Genomic DNA, 15,890 nt, shown 5'->3' on the forward strand with positions numbered 1-15,890 from the left:
CACGCGGCTCAGTTGACGCAGCGCACGCCGTCCGCGGTGATGGGCTGTTCGGTCGTCGTGTCGGTGGTGTCGGGCTGCCGCCGCGCCCCGTCCAGGCCGACCAGCGGCCCGCCGACGAGGTTCTGCGCGCCCGGCCCGGTGTAGTCGCCGGCCACGAACACGCGGGCGTGCCCGGCCGGGATGTCGTCGTCCTGCTCCAGCTCGATGCCGCCCAGCGCGTCGGAGACGGCCTCGGCGCCGGCCTCGCCGCCCACGCCGTAGCGGACCACCGAGACGTCCTCGGCCTCCTCGGCGTTGGCCGTGCCGCCGTCCGCGAAGCCCTTGGCCACCAGCGACTGGAGCACCCGCGAGGCCAGCCCGCCCACGCCCGAGGCGTTGCGCACCTCGACGACCACGGTGGCCGGGTCGACGGTGGGCGCGGTGGTGGTCGGCGCGTTCGGGTCGGCGTTGAGGGCCTTGAAGAACTTCTTGACCTCGCGCTCGTTGACCTCGACCGCCAGGCCGTCCTCGGGCGTCTCCAGCTCCAGGCTGCCGGTCGGGATGGTCTCGAACTTCAGGTTGCCGCCGGTCAGGTCCTTCATCTGGCCGGCGAACCGCAGCACGTCCCAGCCCTCGTCGAGCACGATCGACTTGGTCAGCGCGTCGGTCAGGGCGCCGAGCCTGCCCGGGTCGGACAGCGTGCCCGCGGACAGGATCTGCTTGGCCAGGCCGGCCATGAACACCTGCTGGCGCACGATCCGGTCGAGGTCGCCGCGCAGCAGGCCGTGCCGCTGGCGGACGAACGCCAGCGCCTCGCGGCCCTGGATGCGCTGCTGCCCGGCCTGGAAGTCCGCGCCGGAGAACGTGTCGCGGGTGGCCTGGTTCAGGCACACGTCCACGCCGCCGATGGCCTTGGTGATCTCGTAGAAGCCGACCAGGTTGATCTCGGCGTAGTGGTCGATCTTGACGCCGGTGAGGTTCTCGACGGTGCCGATGAGGGTCTTGGCGCCGTACTGGCGGGACCCGGTCTCCAACTGCGCCGGGTCGCTGACGCCCTTCTCCCGCAGCTCGTCCAGGCCGTCCTGCTTGCCGTAGCCGTACGCCGAGTTGATCTTGTGCCGGCCGTAGCCGCCGTCGATCTGCACGTAGGAGTCGCGCGGGAACGACACCGCGACCGCCTTGCCGCCGTCGTTCGGCACGTGCATGAGGATGATCGTGTCGGTGTTCAGGCCGCCTGCCGACTCGTCGCCCGCGTGCAGCTCGTCCAGGATCTCCTGGGGCAGCGGGTTGCCCTTGGCGTCGGTGCGGCTGTCCATGCCGACCATCAGGATGTCGACCGAGCCGTCGGCGGGCTTCTCGCCGCCGGCCTCCTCGCTGATCACGTCGGTGGTGGCCAGGTTGTCGGTCAGGTTCCGGAAGTTGGCCCACGCGTAGCCGGTGCCCAGCAGCACGGCGGTGGAGAACAGCGCGATGACCGTGCGACCGGCCAGGGACCCGGTGCGCCGCGCGGGGGGACGCCGCGGCGGTCCGGTGCGCATCGGGGCCGGGCGGGGGCGCTCGCCGGGCTCGGCACCGGCCTTGGCGCGGACGGCGCCGTCGACCCGGCCGCGGGCACCGGCACCGGCCGCCTTGGCCGCGCCGGCTGCTTTGGCCGCACCAGCCGCACCCGCGGCCGCACCCACCACAGCGCCGGCCTTGGCCGCACCCGTGCCCGGCCGGGCCGCGCCACTCGCCGCGCCCGCTGCCTTGGCCACGCCTGCCGCCTTGCCGCCGGCCCGGTCCGCCCTGCCCGCCGCCTCCCGGTCGGCCGCGTCGGGCGCGATCCTGGCCGTGCTCTCCGACTCGGTCCGCACCCTCGGCGCGTTCGCGCGCGCGGCGGGTCCCGCCGCACCGCGCGGCCGGGCGGGTCCACCGGCGCGACCGGGGGCCTCACCGGCCGGGGGCACCCGGCCGGGCGCACCGACCTGGCCGCCCGCACGCCCCGGCGCACCGCGACCGGCCGCGCGGTCACCGGACCGGTTCGCGTCGGCGGGGCGGGGGCGCGGCCCGGAGCGGTCCGGGTCGGCCCCGGTCACCGGAGGCCGGGGGCGTTCGGTGGGCGCGTCGACGTACTCGTCGCGCCCACCGGCGGTCCGGTCGGGCCGACGCCGCGGTTGCTCGGCGCGCGACGCCCCCTGCTCGCGGGGGGCGTCGGGTTGGCTCGCGGAAGGACCACGAGGTGGAACGGGTCGCCCGCGGAACCCGTCGGGTTCGCCTGGCCTCGGCGGCCGGTTGTCCACTCCCACTCCTTCCAGGTACCCGGGTACGCACCCAAGGACGCGTCAGCGGGCGCCCGGGTTGCCGACAAGCCTCGCACACCGGTTGTCAGGTGACGCGGTGATACCGGGTGCGGACCCGCGCTGACCAGGGCGGTAACCCGATTGTGAGCTGACCTTCACCGCGTTCGTAGACTGTGCCCCCGTGCTGACCATGCAGGACGCGCTGCTCGCGCTGACCACGTACTGGACCGACCGGGGCTGCATCGTGGTGCAGCCGTACAACACCGAGGTCGGCGCCGGCACGCTGAACCCCGCCACCGTGCTGCGGGTGCTGGGTCCCGAGCCGTGGCGCGTCTCGTACGTCGAGCCGAGCGTGCGGCCCGACGACGCGCGGTACGGCGAGAACCCCAACCGGCTCCAGACCCACACCCAGTTCCAGGTCATCCTCAAGCCCGACCCGGGCGACCCGCAGGAGCTGTACCTGGGCAGCCTGGAGGCGCTGGGCATCGACGTGCGCGCCCACGACGTCCGGTTCGTCGAGGACAACTGGGCCTCGCCCGCCCTGGGCGCCTGGGGCCTGGGCTGGGAGGTGTGGCTCGACGGCCTGGAGATCACCCAGTTCACCTACTTCCAGCAGGCCGGCGGCATGTCGCTGGACCCGGTGTCGGTGGAGATCACCTACGGCATCGAGCGCATCATGATGGCGCTGCAGGGCGTCGACCACTTCAAGGACATCGCCTACGCGCCGGGCATCTCCTACGGCGAGGCGTTCGGCCAGGCCGAGTACGAGATGAGCCGCTACTACCTCGACGACGCCGACGTGGAGGCGAACAAGCGGCTGTTCGAGGAGTACGCCTCCGAGGCGCGCCGGATGCTCGACGCGCGCCTGCCCGTGCCCGCGCACAACTACGTGCTCAAGTGCTCGCACACCTTCAACGTGCTCGACGCCCGCGGCTCGATCAGCACGACCGAGCGCGCCCGGGCGTTCGGCCGGATGCGGGCGCTGGCCCGCGAGGTGGCCCAGCTGTGGGCGGCCCGCCGCGAGGAGCTGGGGCACCCGCTCGGCCTGGCGCAGGCGCCCGCCGCGGCGACCCTCCCGGACACCTTCGCCGAGGTCGCCGAGCCCGCGACGCTGCTGTTCGAGATCGGCACCGAGGAGCTGCCGCCCGCCGAGGTGACCCGCACCGTCGACGCGGTCCGCGCCGCGGTCGCCGGCAAGCTGGGCGCCACGCGCCTGGGCCACGGCGAGGTGGAGGTGCACGGCACGCCGCGCCGCGTCGTGGTGCTGGTGGCCGACGTCGCCCCGCGCGAGCCCGACGCCGAGAAGACCGTGCGCGGCCCGCGCGTGTCGGCCGCGTTCGACGCCGACGGCAACCCGACCAAGGCGGTCCAGGGCTTCGCCCGCGGCCAGGGCGTGGCCGTCGAGGAGCTGGGCCGGGTCACCGAGAACGGCGTCGAGCACGTCGCCGTCGTGCGCACCGACCCCGGCCGCGGCGCGGTCGAGGTGCTCAGCGGCCTGCTCGGCGAGGTGGTGGCCGAGCTGCGCGCCGAGAAGAACATGAAGTGGAACGACCCGAAGCTGTCGTTCACCCGCCCGATCCGCTGGCTGCTCGCCCTGCTGGGCACGACGCCGGTGCCGGTCGCCGTGTCGTCCCTGCGCTCGGAGCCGACGACGCGCGTGCACCGCACCGCCGACCAGCCGGTCGTCGAGGTGTCCACGGCGGACGGCTACCTGGAGTTCCTGGCCGGGCACGGCATCGACGCCCCCGCCGAGGTCCGGCGGGCCGCGATCGTGGCCGAGGCGGAGCGGCTGGCCGCGTCCGTCGGCGGGGTGGTGGACTTCGAGGGCGTGCTGGACGAGGTCACCAACCTGGTCGAGCGGCCGACGCCGATCCTCGGCTCGTTCGCCGAGCGCTACCTGGAGCTGCCCGCGCAGATCCTCACCACGGTGATGCGCAAGCACCAGCGGTACCTGCCGGTGCGGGCCCGGGACGGCTCGCTGCTGCCGCACTTCGTGGCCGTGGCCAACGGCGAGGTGGACGCCGACCTGGTCCGCGCGGGCAACGAGGCCGTGCTGCGCGCCCGCTACGAGGACGCCGCGTTCTTCTGGCGCGCCGACCTGCGCACGCCGCTGGAGGACATGAAGTCCGGCCTGGTCAAGCTCACCTTCGCGGACAAGCTGGGCTCCATGGCCGACCGGGCGGGCCGGATCGCGGCGCTCGCGCGGCGCCTGGCCGACGTGGTCGGCGCGGCCGACGACACCCTGGCGCGGGCGGGCGAGCTGGCCAAGTTCGACCTGGGCTCGCAGATGGTGATCGAGCTGTCCAGCCTGGCCGGGGTGATGGCCCGCGAGTACGCCGAGCGGGCCGGGGAGACCCCCGAGGTGGCGCGGGCGCTGTTCGAGATGGAGCTGCCCCGCTCGGCGGGCGACGCGCTGCCGTCGTCCACGCCGGGCGCGCTGCTGTCCCTGGCCGACCGGTTCGACCTGCTGGCGGGCCTGTTCGGCATCGGCGCGAACCCCACGGGCAGCTCCGACCCGTTCGGCCTGCGGCGGGCCGCGCTGGGCGCGGTCAGCGTGCTGCGGGCGTTCCCGGACCTGAAGGACGTCACGATCACCAGGGCGCTGTCGCTGGCCGCGCAGGACCTGGAGGTCTCGGCCGAGGCGCTGGAGGCGGCGCGCGAGTTCACCGTGCGCCGCTACGAGCAGCAGCTCCTCGACGCGGGCCACGACCACCGGTTCGTCAACGCGGTGCTGCCGCTGGCCGACGCGCCCGCCGTGGCCGACACCACGCTGGCCGAGCTGACCGACCTGGCCGGGGACCCCGGGTTCGCCGCGCTGGTCGCCGCGCTCCAGCGGGTGCGGCGGATCGTGCCCGCGGACACCGCGGGCGGGTACGACCCGGCCGCGCTGGTCGAGCCGGCCGAGGTGGCGCTGCACGAGGCGCTGGTCGAGGTGCCCGCCGGGGTCACCGGCCTGGCCGCCTTCGCCGCGGCGGCGGACGTGCTGACCGCGCCGGTCAACACGTTCTTCGACGAGGTGCTGGTGATGGCCGAGGACCGGGACGTGCGGCGGGCGCGGCTGGGCCTGCTGGCCGCGATCCGGGACCTGGCCGCCCCGGTCCTGGACTGGCAGGCGCTGGGCACGGCCCTGGGCTGACCCCCGGACAAGCGAAGAGCCCCGCCCACCGGACTCCGGTGGGCGGGGCTCTTCGCTTGTTTCACATGTCGCGGTTGTCCTCGGCGACGCTCATCAGGGGTGGGGTGAGCGAACCGCGGACGTCGACGACGGTGTGGTCCGGCGTGACCTGTGCGGCGGCGGCCGGCCCGGCGCCCAAGGCGAGCAGAGCCGCGGCGGTCGCGGCTACCAGCGCTGCGGGGACGATTCTCACGCTGTCTTCTCCTCACACACCTGGCCAGGGTTCGGCAGGCGACACCATCGCACACAAATCACCGGAAGACGAGCCTCCTTTCGCACGTGCCGGCTCCGTAGTCGGGCCGGTGCAGAGCGTGATAGTTATGGCCGAAGTCAGTGCTTGATCAGCCGTTACGGCGTGTTTGAACGGTCAACCGCCTCACCGGTGCGGACCATTTGGCGCCCGGTGGTTGCGACATCTTGACGAACCCGCCACCGGAGGGATGGAATTCCGCAACATTCCGTTTCTTCGGACCGTCGTCGGCGACGCGCCCGGACGAGGGGTTGGCGAATGCGAAGGCTGGCCAGGGCCGTGTCCTGCGGTCTGTTGGTGCTGTTCCTGGCGTCCTGCGGCGGCGGGAGCGACCCGCTGGCGCCGTCGACCGCGGCCAAGGGCGACAAACCCGTGGTGGGGGTCATCCTGCCGGACCACACGTCGTCGGTCCGGTGGGAGGCGCAGGACGCCCCGCTGCTGAGCCGCGCGTTCAACTTCGCCGGCATCGAGGGCGTGATCGAGAACGCCGAGGGCGACGAGGCGAGGTTCGCCAGCATCGCCGACGCGATGATCGCGCGCGGGGTGAAGGTGCTGATGACGACCCCGCTGACGCCCGAGGGCGGCGCGGCGGTCGAGCGCAAGGCCAAGGACGCGGGCATCCCGGTGATCAACTACGACCGGATCAGCCTGGGCGGCTACGCCGAGTACTACGTCTCGTTCGACAACCTCAACGTGGGCGAGCTGCAGGCCGAGGGCCTGCTGCGGTGCCTGGGCCAGAAGCCGGGCGCCCAGATCATCGAGGTCCAGGGCGCGCCGCAGGACAACAACGCGACCCTGTTCGCCGACGGCCAGCGCCGCAAGCTCGGCCCGCTCTACGACTCGCGCGAGCTGCGGCTGGTGGACAGCAAGCCCGTGGACAAGTGGGACCCGCTGATCGGCAAGGCCACGTTCGAGCAGATCCTCAACGCCAACGACGGGCGGGTGGACGGCGTGGTGGCCGCCAACGACGGCCTGGCCGGCGCGGTGATCGAGGTGCTCAGGGCGCGCGGCCTGGCCGGGCGGGTGCCGGTGACCGGCCAGGACGCCACCCTGGAGGGCCTGCGCGCCATCCTGCGCGGCGAGCAGTGCATGACGGTCTACAAGCCGATCCGCGACGAGGCCGAGGCCGCCGCGCGGCTGGCCATCGCGGTGGCGCGCGGTGACCTCAGCGGCGCCGACGACCTGGCCACCGGCAACACCCGGGACCTGGTGTCGCGGCGGGACGTGAAGTCCGTCCTGCTGGGCGCGGACCTGATCACCCGCGACAACGTGCGCACCCTGGTCGCCCAGAGCGTGGTGAAGCCGGTCGACCTGTGCGCAGGCGACACCGCCGACGACTGCGCCGAACTGGGCATCCTCGTCAACTAACCCCGCGTGTCCTCCACTCAGGCACCGCGTGTCCTCGAGCGTTATTCAGAAGTCATCGGCTCAGGCGGTAGTGCTCGAGGTTGGTGACGATGCGGATGATGGTGGGGAGTTCGGCCAGGCGGGCGCGGTAGCCGGTGGCGAGGATTTTCCAGTTCTTCAGGTGGGCGATGGCGCGTTCGACGGGCCACCGGTGCCGGGCGAGCAGGGTGTTCCATGCCTGGTCTGTGGGGGTGTGGCGGGTGTGGCCGGGGCGTTTGCGGCGTGGGGTGGTCACGCCGGTGCCCTGGTAGCCCAGATCGCCGATCACGACGGTGGTGGCCAGCAGGTCGGCCAGGCCGGAGAGGCGGTAGGCGCGGCTGTCGTGGGTGCGGCCGGGCAGGGGTGGGAGGACGGCGAGCAGTCGGCCTCGCCGGTCGGTCAGGACCTGGATCGAGAGTCCTTGTTTGCGGTGTTTGCCGTTGTGGTTGGGGTGCGGGCCGCGCCGTGGCGCGTCGGTGGGGTGCGGGTCGGGGTGGGCGCGTGTGCCGGTGGGGATCAGGGTGCCGTCGACCAGCACCGTGGTCAGGCGGGCCGGCAGGTCGGGCAGGCGCGGGGTGTGCAGACAGAGGACCTGGCCGATCAGGGGCGTGAAGCGACGGAAGATCCGGGAGACGGTGGGTTGGGAGACGCCGAACAGGTCGGCCGCGAGGGTCTGGGACAGGTTGTGGCGCAGCAGCACCAGCGTGAGCAGCACACAACGGTGCAGGCTGAGCGCGGGCGGTCGTCCCCGTCGCAGGTCGGGATCGGGGACGACCTGGCGGATCCGGGTGGTCAGCTCCCGCAGCTGGGCAGGGGACAGCCCGGTCGTAGAGTGGTAGCGCAACAGCCCTGTCCTGGTGGTCGTGCTTCTGTGAGAGGAAACCGACCCTATCCGGGCAGGGCTGTTGCGCTGTCAGCCCAGGCATCACCACCGGCCACCCCAGCCAGCAGTTCTGAATAACGCTCCTCCACTCCGGCACCGCGAGTCGAACCTCCAGACCCGTCGTGTCGAACCTCCGGCACCCCCGAGTTCGACGTTCGGGGCGGCTCACACCTCCAGGTCGTGCCGCCCCGAGATGAACTCCTGCACGCGGATCTTGGCGCGGATCAGCGGCTGCCGGACGCGCGCCTCCCGGCGGTAGGCGCGGCGCAGCTTGCTGGACCCCTCGGTGTACCGCCAGCGCGCCCACGGCGAACCCGGCCGGGCCAGCCGCAGCGCGCCGATCTCCGGCAGCACCGGCACCAGCAGCCCGAGCAGGCCGGTCCACACCTTGCCCTTGAGCAGCGCCACGATGGCGAACACCAGGTTCACCAGGATCACCAGCACGCGCAGCGCCAGCCCCTCGCCGTAGAACTCCTCGTAGCCCAGCGGCCGCGCCCCGAGCAGCAGCAGGCCCGTCATGCCGATGGCCAGGAACACCGCGTCGACCGACAGCCGCCCGTCCTTGGTCCAGTACACGTCCCGCAGGTGCAGGATCAGCGCGAACTCGTCGAGCACCAGCGCCGTGCCCACGCCCAGCAGCGCCGCCGCGCCCGCGCGCAGCCCGTACTGCTCGTCGGGCGAGGCCAGGCCGACCAGCCCGCCCAGCATCAGGAACACCGCGCCGAACACGACGTGGTGGATGTGGGTCCCGCCGGGCGTGATGTTGCCGGGCCACCACCGCACGCCCGCCCGGATCATGCGCACGCTGATCCGGATGAAGACGAACGTCACCACCAGGCCGAGGAAGAAGAACAGCAGCCGGGACTGGGGCAGGTGGAGCGAGTACACCACCCCATTTTCACCCGGCCGGGACTAGTTGAACGTCACGCCGCCCTGGATGTCCCCGGCCTGCAGCACGTGCCCGTGCACGGTGCCGGAAATGGAGTTGGTCACGCGCCCCGTCTGGGTCACCGAGTCGTGCTCCCGCAGCCGCCCGGCGAACCCCGGGTCGGCCGCCGTGGCGCGCTCCAGGGCCTCGCCGAGGGCCCTGACCTGGGGGGAGTCCGCGGGTGCGCCCTCAGCGGCGGTGAGCGCCGCGGTGGCCACCGGGTCGTCGGCGAACTGCCTCCTGACCAGCTCGTACAGACCTCCGACGGCCCGCGTGGCCAAAGACGCGGCGATGGAGAGCAGCACCGGTTCCGGCATGTCAGACCCCCTGTGGTCGCGGTCACGAACACCGTAGCAGTGCGACTCGCCGCGTTCTGCCGCTCGACTGCCGGCCGCATCCCGTGGTTGACTGTCTTCGGTCGTACCTATCTGTGTTCGTGTTCCACCACGCTCGCGGATCGGAGTTGCGGGCGCCGAACACTCCTCGCCAGGAGGGGCCGGAGCCCCAGCGGACCCGGTGGTCGCAAGCGCGATCCGGCACCTGTTAGAGGAGAAGTAGCAAGATGGCAGTTCAGGGCACCGTCAAGTGGTTCAACGCGGAGAAGGGCTTCGGCTTCATCTCCCCGGACAACGGTGGCGCCGACGTGTTCGTGCACTACTCGGAGATCCAGACCAACGGTTACCGCACCCTGGAAGAGAACCAGCGGGTGGAGTTCGAGATCGGCCAGGGGCAGAAGGGCCCGCAGGCACAGGCGGTTCGACCGGTCTGACCTGGTCCGGGTCGCACTGATCCGGAACCTCTTGCCGGGCCGCCACCTCCCCCACCGGGAGGTGGCGGCCCGGTTCGCGTCAGGCGTCAGCCGTCAACCGCTCGGCTCGCGTCAGCCGCTCAGCGCGGGCGCCGGGCCCACCTGGTCGCCGTAGACGCGCTTGCCGACCAACCGCGCACCGTCGAAGACGAAGAACGCGGTGGTCCGCACCCGGACCGACCGGCCGGTCGGCTCCTCGCCGCCCAGGCTGCCGAGGTGGGTGCCCTCCAGTTCCAGCTCGACGATCACCGCGTCGTCGGCGTGGTGCAGCTCCACCAGCCTGCTGCGCCGGTCGGGGAACGCCGACCGCACCCGCGCGTAGTACCCGGTGAACTCGTCCCGACCGTCGAACACCTGGCCCGTCGACACGATCTCGCAGCGCGGGTGGTCGAACGCGCCGACCGCGGTGTCGAACTCGTGCTCGTTCTCCGACTCCAGGTGCTCCAGCACGATCGCCTCGCGCAGGGCCCGCAGGGCCTTGGACGCGGTCATGCGCGGTTCCCTCCGTGTTGTCGCCTCGTGAGCGACCAAACACCGCCCGCGCACCGCCAGTCAAGACGCTGACGGCGGTTCGCCGCAGCCCTCGGGGGCGCTCATGCGGCTCGGTGATCGACGGGATTCGTCGTACCCCCCGCGTACGGTGCTGTGCGTCACATTCCGGAAGGGGACGCCACGCACCTGCTCGCCATCGGCACCCGGAAGGGCTTGTGGCTCGCGACCAGCGAGGACCGGGCCGAGTGGGAGGTCGGCGGCCCGCACCACCGCATGACCGAGGTGTACGCGGTGGCCATCGACCCCCGGCGGCTGGTGGGCACGACCTGGCAGGAGCCGGAGCAGCCGCCCGTCGCCTTCCCGGCCGACGCGTCGCTGGAGCGGGTGTGGCAGTTCGCCCTGACGGCCGACCCGGACGTCGTCTACGCGGGCACCCAGCCCTCGGCGCTGTTCCGCTCCGAGTACGGCGGCCGGACGCACGCGCTGGTCGAGGGCCTGTGGAAGCACCCGCACCGGGAGCAGTGGGGCGCGGGCCACGGCGGCAGCTCGTGGCAGGCGGGCAACACCGGGATCAGGGCCTACTTCCTGCCCGACCCCTACCCCGAGTTCGGCCAGTGCGTGCACGAGGTCGTGCGGCACCCCGACGTGCCGGACCGGATGTTCCCGCAGAACCACCACGGCGTCTGCCGGTCCGATCGGCCGACGCGGGCGGGACGTGGGAGGCGCTGCGCGCGGGCCTGCCGGACGGCTTCTGGACGGCCGTGATGCGCGACGCCATGTGCACGGCCACCGCCACGCCCGCGGGGCTGTACTCCGGGTCGCGGTCGGGTGAGGTGTACGCCGGCGCCGACGAGGGGGAGTCGTGGCGGCAGGGCGCCGCGCACCTGCCGGACGTGCTGTGCGTGCGCGCCGCGGAGGTGTGAGGCCGTGCGGGTGGTGGTGCTGATCCCCGGCCCGCTGTGGCAGGTGGCGGGCGTCGCGGGCAGGTTGGAGGTCGACCTGCCGGGGCCCGTGACCCCGGGTGGGCTGCTCGACCACCTGGCCGGTACCCGCTGCCGGACCGGCGCCCGCGGGACGAGCGGGCCGGGTCGCGCCGGTACGTGAACTTCTACGTGGACGGTGAGGAGTGCCGTCGGTCGGCCGGGGCGGAGACCGAGCCGGGGCCCGGGGCGGAGGTCCGGATTCTGCCTTCGGTGGCCGGGGGGTGATCCGGGCGTTGCGGGACCACGAACCCGCCGGTCGCGCTGATCGGCGGGCCCGCGGGTGCCGGTCGCGCCGCTCAGCGGTCGCCCTGCGGCTCGCGGCCGTGCCGCGGCTCGGCGATGGCCCGGTAGAGCGGGCGCAGCTCGTCGGTCACCGACCGGCCCGCCACCACCAGCGGGTCGAGCTGGTCGAGCAGGGCGTCCGGCCGCCCGCGCACCGGTTCCGGCAGCTCCGGCACCGCCGCGGTCGGCCGGGGCCGGGTCCAGAACGCCTCCAGCGGGTCCTCCCGCGGCCGGGCACCCCCCGCCTCCGCGACCTCGTCGCCCTCCGCCGCTTCCCCGGGCTCCTCGGGGCGCATCGGTGCGCGCAGCTCGCGGAGCCGGTCCAGCAGGTCCTCCTTCGACCGGCCGCGCCAGGCGAGGATCTCGAACGGGTCCCGGTCGAACGACTCGGCCAGCAGGTGGCAGGTGGCGGCGAGGTGCTTGCACGGCACCTCCCAGTCCGGGCACGTGCAGTCCATCGACAGCTCGCGCGTGGTGGCCGGGAACAGCGTCAGGCCGAGGCCGGTGAACACGTCCTCGATCTCCGGCGGCATCTCGCCGGCCAGCAGCTTCGCCGCGAACAGCGCCCGGTCCGCCAGCGCGTGCTCGACGCGGGTCCAGTCGTCCTCGTCGAACTTCCGCACCCCGATGCGCGCCCGGTACGGCTCCGGCCGCGTCCCCGCCACCAGCGCCACGACCAGGCTCGTCGACAGCGACAGGCTGAGCACCTGCCCGGTCCGCGCGTACGCGCGCCCCCGGTCCAGCCGCCCGCCCATGCCGAACGACTCCAGCACCTCCACGAACCGGCGCGACCACCACGTGCGCGCGATCTCGCCCCGCTTGCTGCGCAGCGTCAGCCCGCCCTCGACCCGCAGCGGCCGTCCGCCGGGCCGGTGGCGCGTCCCGTCAACCACCCACGGCCTCCCCGGACAGGGCGAACAGCCGGTGCAGTTCGCCGGTCGACAGCTCGGTCAGCCAGTCCTCGCCCGCGCCGACCACGAGCTGCGCCAGGTCGCGCTTCTCCTCGATCATCAGGTCGATCCGCTCCTCCAACGTGCCCACGCACACGAACTTGCGCACCTGCACGTGGTCGCGCTGCCCGATGCGGAACGCCCGGTCGGTCGCCTGGTCCTCCACGGCGGGGTTCCACCAGCGGTCGAGGTGGATGACGTGGGTGGCGGCGGTGAGGTTCAGCCCCGTGCCGCCCGCCTTGAGCGAGAGCACGAAGACCGACGGCCCGCCCGGGTCCTGGAACCGCCGGACCATCTCGTCCCGCGCCCTCTTCGGGGTGCCGCCGTGCAGGAACAGCACCTCGGTGTCGAACCGCGCGGCCAGGTGCGGCGCGACCAGCGAGCCGAACTCGGTGAACTGGGTGAAGCACAGCGCCTTGTCGCCGTCCGCCAGCGCCTCCTCCAGGACCTCCTCCAGCCGCGCCAGCTTGCCCGAGCGGCCCGCGACGCGGGACCCGTCGCGCAGCAGCTGGGCGGGGTGGTTGCAGACCTGCTTGAGCCGCGACATCGTGGCCAGCACCAGCCCGCGCCGCTTGATGCCCTCGGCCTCGGCGATCCGCTGGAACATGTCGTCCACCACGGCCTGGTACAGCGATGCCTGCTCGGCGGTCAGCGTGCACAGCTGCTTGACCTCGATCTTGTCCGGCAGGTCGGTGATGACCTTCGGGTCGGTCTTGAGGCGGCGCAGCACGAACGGGCCGGTGATCCGGCGCAGCCGCACCGCCGCGTCCTCGTCGTGGTGCCGCTCGACGGGCACGGCGAAGCGGGCGCGGAAGGTGTTGATCGAGCCCAGCAGGCCGGGGTTGACGAAGTCCATGATCGACCACAGCTCCGCCAACCGGTTCTCCACCGGCGTCCCGGTCAACGCCACCCGGTGCCGCGCGGGCAGCGACCGCACCACCTCCGACTGCCGCGTCGCGCTGTTCTTGACGTTCTGCGCCTCGTCCAGCACCACCCGGTCCCACGCCACCCCGGCGAGCGCGCTCGCGTCCCGCGCGAGGACCGCGTAGGTGGTGATCACCAGGTCGCAGTCGGCGTCGAGCGCCCGGTCCGCGCCGTGGTGGACGCGGACCCGCAGGCCCGGCGTGAACCGCGCGGCCTCCCGCTGCCAGTTGCCGACCACCGACACCGGGCACACCAGCAGCGTCGGCGGGCGCCTGCCGTACCGGCGGTTGTGCGCCTCCAGCGCCAGCAGCTGCACGGTCTTGCCCAGGCCCATGTCGTCGGCCAGGCACGCGCCCAGCCCCAGCCGGTCCAGGAACGCCAACCACGCCAACCCGCGCCGCTGGTACGGCCGCAGCTCCGCGACCAGCCCGGGCGGGTCCTCCACCGGTTCGAGGCGGTGCTCCACCTCGCCGGACAGCAGGTCGCCCAGCCAGCCGTCGGCGCGGACCCCGTTGAGCGGCAACGGCAGCCCCGCGTCGTCGGGGTGCAGGCCCGAGTGCAGCAGCACCCGGGCGGCCGACATCCGCCCACCGCCGCGTCCGAGGAACGCGAGCCCGGCGGCGAGCCGCTTGCGGTCGACGTGCACCCACCGGCCGCGCAACCGGATCAGCGGCACCTTGGCCTTGGCGAGCGCACCCAGCTCGGCCTCGGTCAGCCGCTCGTCACCGAGCGCCAGCTCCCACCGGTAGTCGACCAGCGCCCTCAGCCCGAGCTCGCTCTCCTTCGCCACGGTCCCCGCCGTGCCGCGCCCGGTCGCGTCGAGCACGAGCCCCAACCGGTTCGGCTGCCGCCACCACGCGGGCAGCAGCACCCCGAACCCGGCCTGCGCCAGCAGCGGCGCGTGCGTCAGGAAGTCGTACGCCCCCTCCACGTCCAGCACCAGCTCGACGGGCCGCTTGGCCGCCAGGGCGCGGTCCAGCGCGGGGTAGAGCCGACCGGCCCGGCCGAGGTCGCCGAGCAGCACCTCCTCGGGGCGGTCCACCCACCTCCTCAGCGCGGTGTCCCCCCTGCGCCACAACCGTTCGGCCGACACCAGCACGCTGGGCTCGTCGACGGCCTGGAGCAGGAACTCGACCCGCCAGTCCTCCTGGCGCGGATCGCCCTGGTCGGGTGAGCCGAGCCGGAAGCACGTCCGAACCGGCAACTCCCGCAACCCGCGCGCCGCCCACTCGCCCAGCACGTGCCGCAACCGGTCGACCTCACCGACGGCGTGGTCGACCGACGGATCCCCCACCAGCGCGGCCAACCACCGCCCGACCACCTCCCCGTCGGCCGCGTCCGCGCCGTCGGTCGTGCCCGAGAGCAGCCGCCGGACCTCCCGGTCGACGAGCCGGTCGAGCACACCGGTCAGCACGTCGACCGACACACCGGCGGCAGACCCGCCCCCGTTCGCGGTCGGGTCGGCGGCGAGGAAGGAGGCGGGCGTGCTGGTCCGCAACGCGGCGTGCCGCAGCGAGTCCACGCCGGACAGCGCCGCGCGCCACCGGGCGGTCCGGTCGCCGTCGATCACGGGCAGCACGCGTCCACGCCGGACCAGGTCCAGCCCGAACTCCACCGCCTCGCCGAGGAACTTGGCCGACACCCCGAACCGGCAGTCCGGCAGCCGCGCGGGCACGGCACCGTCCCACCACAGGACGGGAACCACCCACTCCCGCCACCGCAGCGCACCGCGCCGGACCGGCTCCTCCCGGACCAGCTCCGGCGAGGCGACCGGCCCGGAGGCGAACGAGGGCAGCCGGAGCCGAAGCTCACCGACCTCCCCGCCGTCCAGCAACGCCCGCAGGTCCGCCCCACCGACGGCGAACGGGTGCCGCACCGTCGCCCGCGGCAACCGCCCGACGACCCGGGCGGGCAGCCGCGAGTCCTCAGCCCACAGCGCCACCCGACCGCCGACCGCTCCCACGCTGTGCAGCACCAACACGGGGGTGGACTCTATGTGCCACCACCGACGGCGTTACCCACGGCGACGCCCGACGCCGGTGCCCGAACGCCCGGTGTGCCGGGAGTGCGTGAAGACACCGGCCCACCGAACGCACGGGGCACGCCCCGGAACACCGGCGCACCGGGAGCCTGCGCACGGGCGGGCTGCCGTCCCGGGGCCCGTGGTGCACCACGGGCCCCGGGACGGGCGTTGGGTCAGCCGGCCTCCCGGGATCGGACCGGGCAGGCGGCGGAAACCGCCGGCAGCCGCCGGAGGCCGTCGAAGGCCGCTCGGGAAAGCGGGTCAGTGGACCTGCCGGGACTTGGAGCGCCCCAGCACCGTCACGCCGACACCGGCCAGGCCGACCTGGAGGGCCGTCTCCAGCCAGTCGAAGCCGGAGGTCTCCGCCACCCCGAGGACCGAGGCGGCGAAGGTGCCGACCAGTGCCGCCGCGATGCCGACCAGGATCGTCATCACCCACGAGATGTGCTGCCTGCCCGGCACCACCAGCCGACCGAGGCCGCCGATGAGCAGACCGATGAACAGTGCCGAGATGAGCCCGGTGATCTCCACGAGAGGTCCTTTCCCCC

Annotated in this window: 16 protein-coding genes; 7 read left to right on the plus strand and 9 right to left on the minus strand. The window is 73.5% G+C overall.

Annotated features, from left to right (window positions below; translation table 11 throughout):
• Nucleotides 1-8: 8 nt before the first annotated feature.
• The gene (locus EKG83_RS06120) at nucleotides 9-1,832 is read right to left on the minus strand and encodes an LCP family protein (RefSeq protein WP_228122516.1); all 1,824 of its coding nucleotides are present in this window, start codon (nucleotides 1,830-1,832) and stop codon (nucleotides 9-11) included.
• Between the two features lie 616 nt (nucleotides 1,833-2,448).
• Between EKG83_RS06120 and EKG83_RS06125 the strand changes: the two genes are divergently transcribed.
• On the plus strand, nucleotides 2,449-5,394 hold the full coding sequence (locus tag EKG83_RS06125) for a glycine--tRNA ligase (RefSeq protein WP_033433324.1): 2,946 nt from the start codon (nucleotides 2,449-2,451) through the stop codon (nucleotides 5,392-5,394).
• 61 nt (nucleotides 5,395-5,455) lie between these two features.
• Here the strand turns inward: EKG83_RS06125 and EKG83_RS06130 are convergent, their stop codons facing one another.
• The gene (locus EKG83_RS06130; RefSeq protein ID WP_153277908.1) at nucleotides 5,456-5,626 is read right to left on the minus strand and encodes a hypothetical protein; all 171 of its coding nucleotides are present in this window, start codon (nucleotides 5,624-5,626) and stop codon (nucleotides 5,456-5,458) included.
• A 315-nt stretch (nucleotides 5,627-5,941) separates the two neighbouring features.
• Between EKG83_RS06130 and EKG83_RS06135 the strand changes: the two genes are divergently transcribed.
• Nucleotides 5,942-7,051 carry a sugar ABC transporter substrate-binding protein gene (locus EKG83_RS06135; RefSeq protein ID WP_033433265.1) on the plus strand — a complete coding sequence of 370 codons (1,110 nt, stop codon included), beginning with the start codon at nucleotides 5,942-5,944 and terminating at the stop codon, nucleotides 7,049-7,051.
• A gap of 52 nt (nucleotides 7,052-7,103) precedes the next feature.
• On the opposite strand, the gene EKG83_RS06140 is transcribed toward EKG83_RS06135, so the two are convergent.
• The 3 genes from EKG83_RS06140 to EKG83_RS06150 all read right to left on the minus strand — a co-directional run bounded on the left by EKG83_RS06140 (nucleotide 7,104) and on the right by EKG83_RS06150 (nucleotide 9,197).
• On the minus strand, nucleotides 7,104-7,913 hold the full coding sequence (locus EKG83_RS06140) for a transposase family protein (RefSeq protein WP_084717238.1): 810 nt from the start codon (nucleotides 7,911-7,913) through the stop codon (nucleotides 7,104-7,106).
• Nucleotides 7,914-8,117: 204 nt separating this feature from the next.
• The gene (locus EKG83_RS06145; RefSeq protein WP_228122517.1) at nucleotides 8,118-8,840 is read right to left on the minus strand and encodes a hypothetical protein; all 723 of its coding nucleotides are present in this window, start codon (nucleotides 8,838-8,840) and stop codon (nucleotides 8,118-8,120) included.
• A gap of 24 nt (nucleotides 8,841-8,864) precedes the next feature.
• Complete coding sequence (locus tag EKG83_RS06150; RefSeq protein WP_033427734.1) at nucleotides 8,865-9,197, minus strand: hypothetical protein; 333 nt, start codon at nucleotides 9,195-9,197, stop codon at nucleotides 8,865-8,867.
• Between the two features lie 245 nt (nucleotides 9,198-9,442).
• Between EKG83_RS06150 and cspE the strand changes: the two genes are divergently transcribed.
• Nucleotides 9,443-9,649 carry a transcription antiterminator/RNA stability regulator CspE gene (cspE, locus tag EKG83_RS06155; protein WP_033427733.1) on the plus strand — a complete coding sequence of 69 codons (207 nt, stop codon included), beginning with the start codon at nucleotides 9,443-9,445 and terminating at the stop codon, nucleotides 9,647-9,649.
• Between the two features lie 111 nt (nucleotides 9,650-9,760).
• On the opposite strand, the gene EKG83_RS06160 is transcribed toward cspE, so the two are convergent.
• On the minus strand, nucleotides 9,761-10,180 hold the full coding sequence (locus tag EKG83_RS06160; RefSeq protein WP_033427732.1) for an ester cyclase: 420 nt from the start codon (nucleotides 10,178-10,180) through the stop codon (nucleotides 9,761-9,763).
• 153 nt (nucleotides 10,181-10,333) lie between these two features.
• On the opposite strand from EKG83_RS06160, the gene EKG83_RS06165 reads away from it, so the two are divergent.
• Genes EKG83_RS06165 through EKG83_RS47495 form a run of 4 tightly spaced genes read left to right on the plus strand, consistent with a single transcriptional unit; the run spans nucleotide 10,334 to nucleotide 11,388 of the window.
• Nucleotides 10,334-10,945 carry a beta propeller repeat protein gene (locus EKG83_RS06165; protein ID WP_051764427.1) on the plus strand — a complete coding sequence of 204 codons (612 nt, stop codon included), beginning with the start codon at nucleotides 10,334-10,336 and terminating at the stop codon, nucleotides 10,943-10,945.
• Complete coding sequence (locus EKG83_RS47485; RefSeq protein ID WP_228122518.1) at nucleotides 10,945-11,103, plus strand: hypothetical protein; 159 nt, start codon at nucleotides 10,945-10,947, stop codon at nucleotides 11,101-11,103. Before EKG83_RS06165 ends, EKG83_RS47485 begins: the two co-directional genes overlap by 1 nt.
• Nucleotides 11,104-11,107: 4 nt before the next feature.
• A complete protein-coding gene (locus EKG83_RS47490; RefSeq protein ID WP_228123003.1) occupies nucleotides 11,108-11,284 on the plus strand; it encodes a hypothetical protein in 177 nt (58 codons plus the stop codon).
• Nucleotides 11,285-11,292: 8 nt separating this feature from the next.
• Nucleotides 11,293-11,388, plus strand: a complete 96-nt coding sequence (locus EKG83_RS47495) for a hypothetical protein (RefSeq protein WP_407690776.1) — start codon at nucleotides 11,293-11,295, stop codon at nucleotides 11,386-11,388.
• A gap of 71 nt (nucleotides 11,389-11,459) precedes the next feature.
• Here the strand turns inward: EKG83_RS47495 and EKG83_RS06175 are convergent, their stop codons facing one another.
• The 3 genes from EKG83_RS06175 to EKG83_RS06185 all read right to left on the minus strand — a co-directional run bounded on the left by EKG83_RS06175 (nucleotide 11,460) and on the right by EKG83_RS06185 (nucleotide 15,873).
• On the minus strand, nucleotides 11,460-12,338 hold the full coding sequence (locus EKG83_RS06175; RefSeq protein ID WP_033427731.1) for an SWIM zinc finger family protein: 879 nt from the start codon (nucleotides 12,336-12,338) through the stop codon (nucleotides 11,460-11,462).
• Nucleotides 12,331-15,300, minus strand: a complete 2,970-nt coding sequence (locus EKG83_RS06180) for a DEAD/DEAH box helicase (protein ID WP_033427730.1) — start codon at nucleotides 15,298-15,300, stop codon at nucleotides 12,331-12,333. The genes EKG83_RS06175 and EKG83_RS06180 overlap by 8 nt, the downstream gene beginning before the upstream one ends.
• A 303-nt stretch (nucleotides 15,301-15,603) precedes the next feature.
• Entirely contained in the window at nucleotides 15,604-15,873 is a 270-nt protein-coding gene (locus EKG83_RS06185; RefSeq protein ID WP_033427729.1) for a GlsB/YeaQ/YmgE family stress response membrane protein, read from the minus strand.
• Nucleotides 15,874-15,890: the final 17 nt, after the last annotated feature.

This window comes from Saccharothrix syringae (assembly GCF_009498035.1).
GTDB classification, from domain to species: domain Bacteria; phylum Actinomycetota; class Actinomycetes; order Mycobacteriales; family Pseudonocardiaceae; genus Actinosynnema; species Actinosynnema syringae.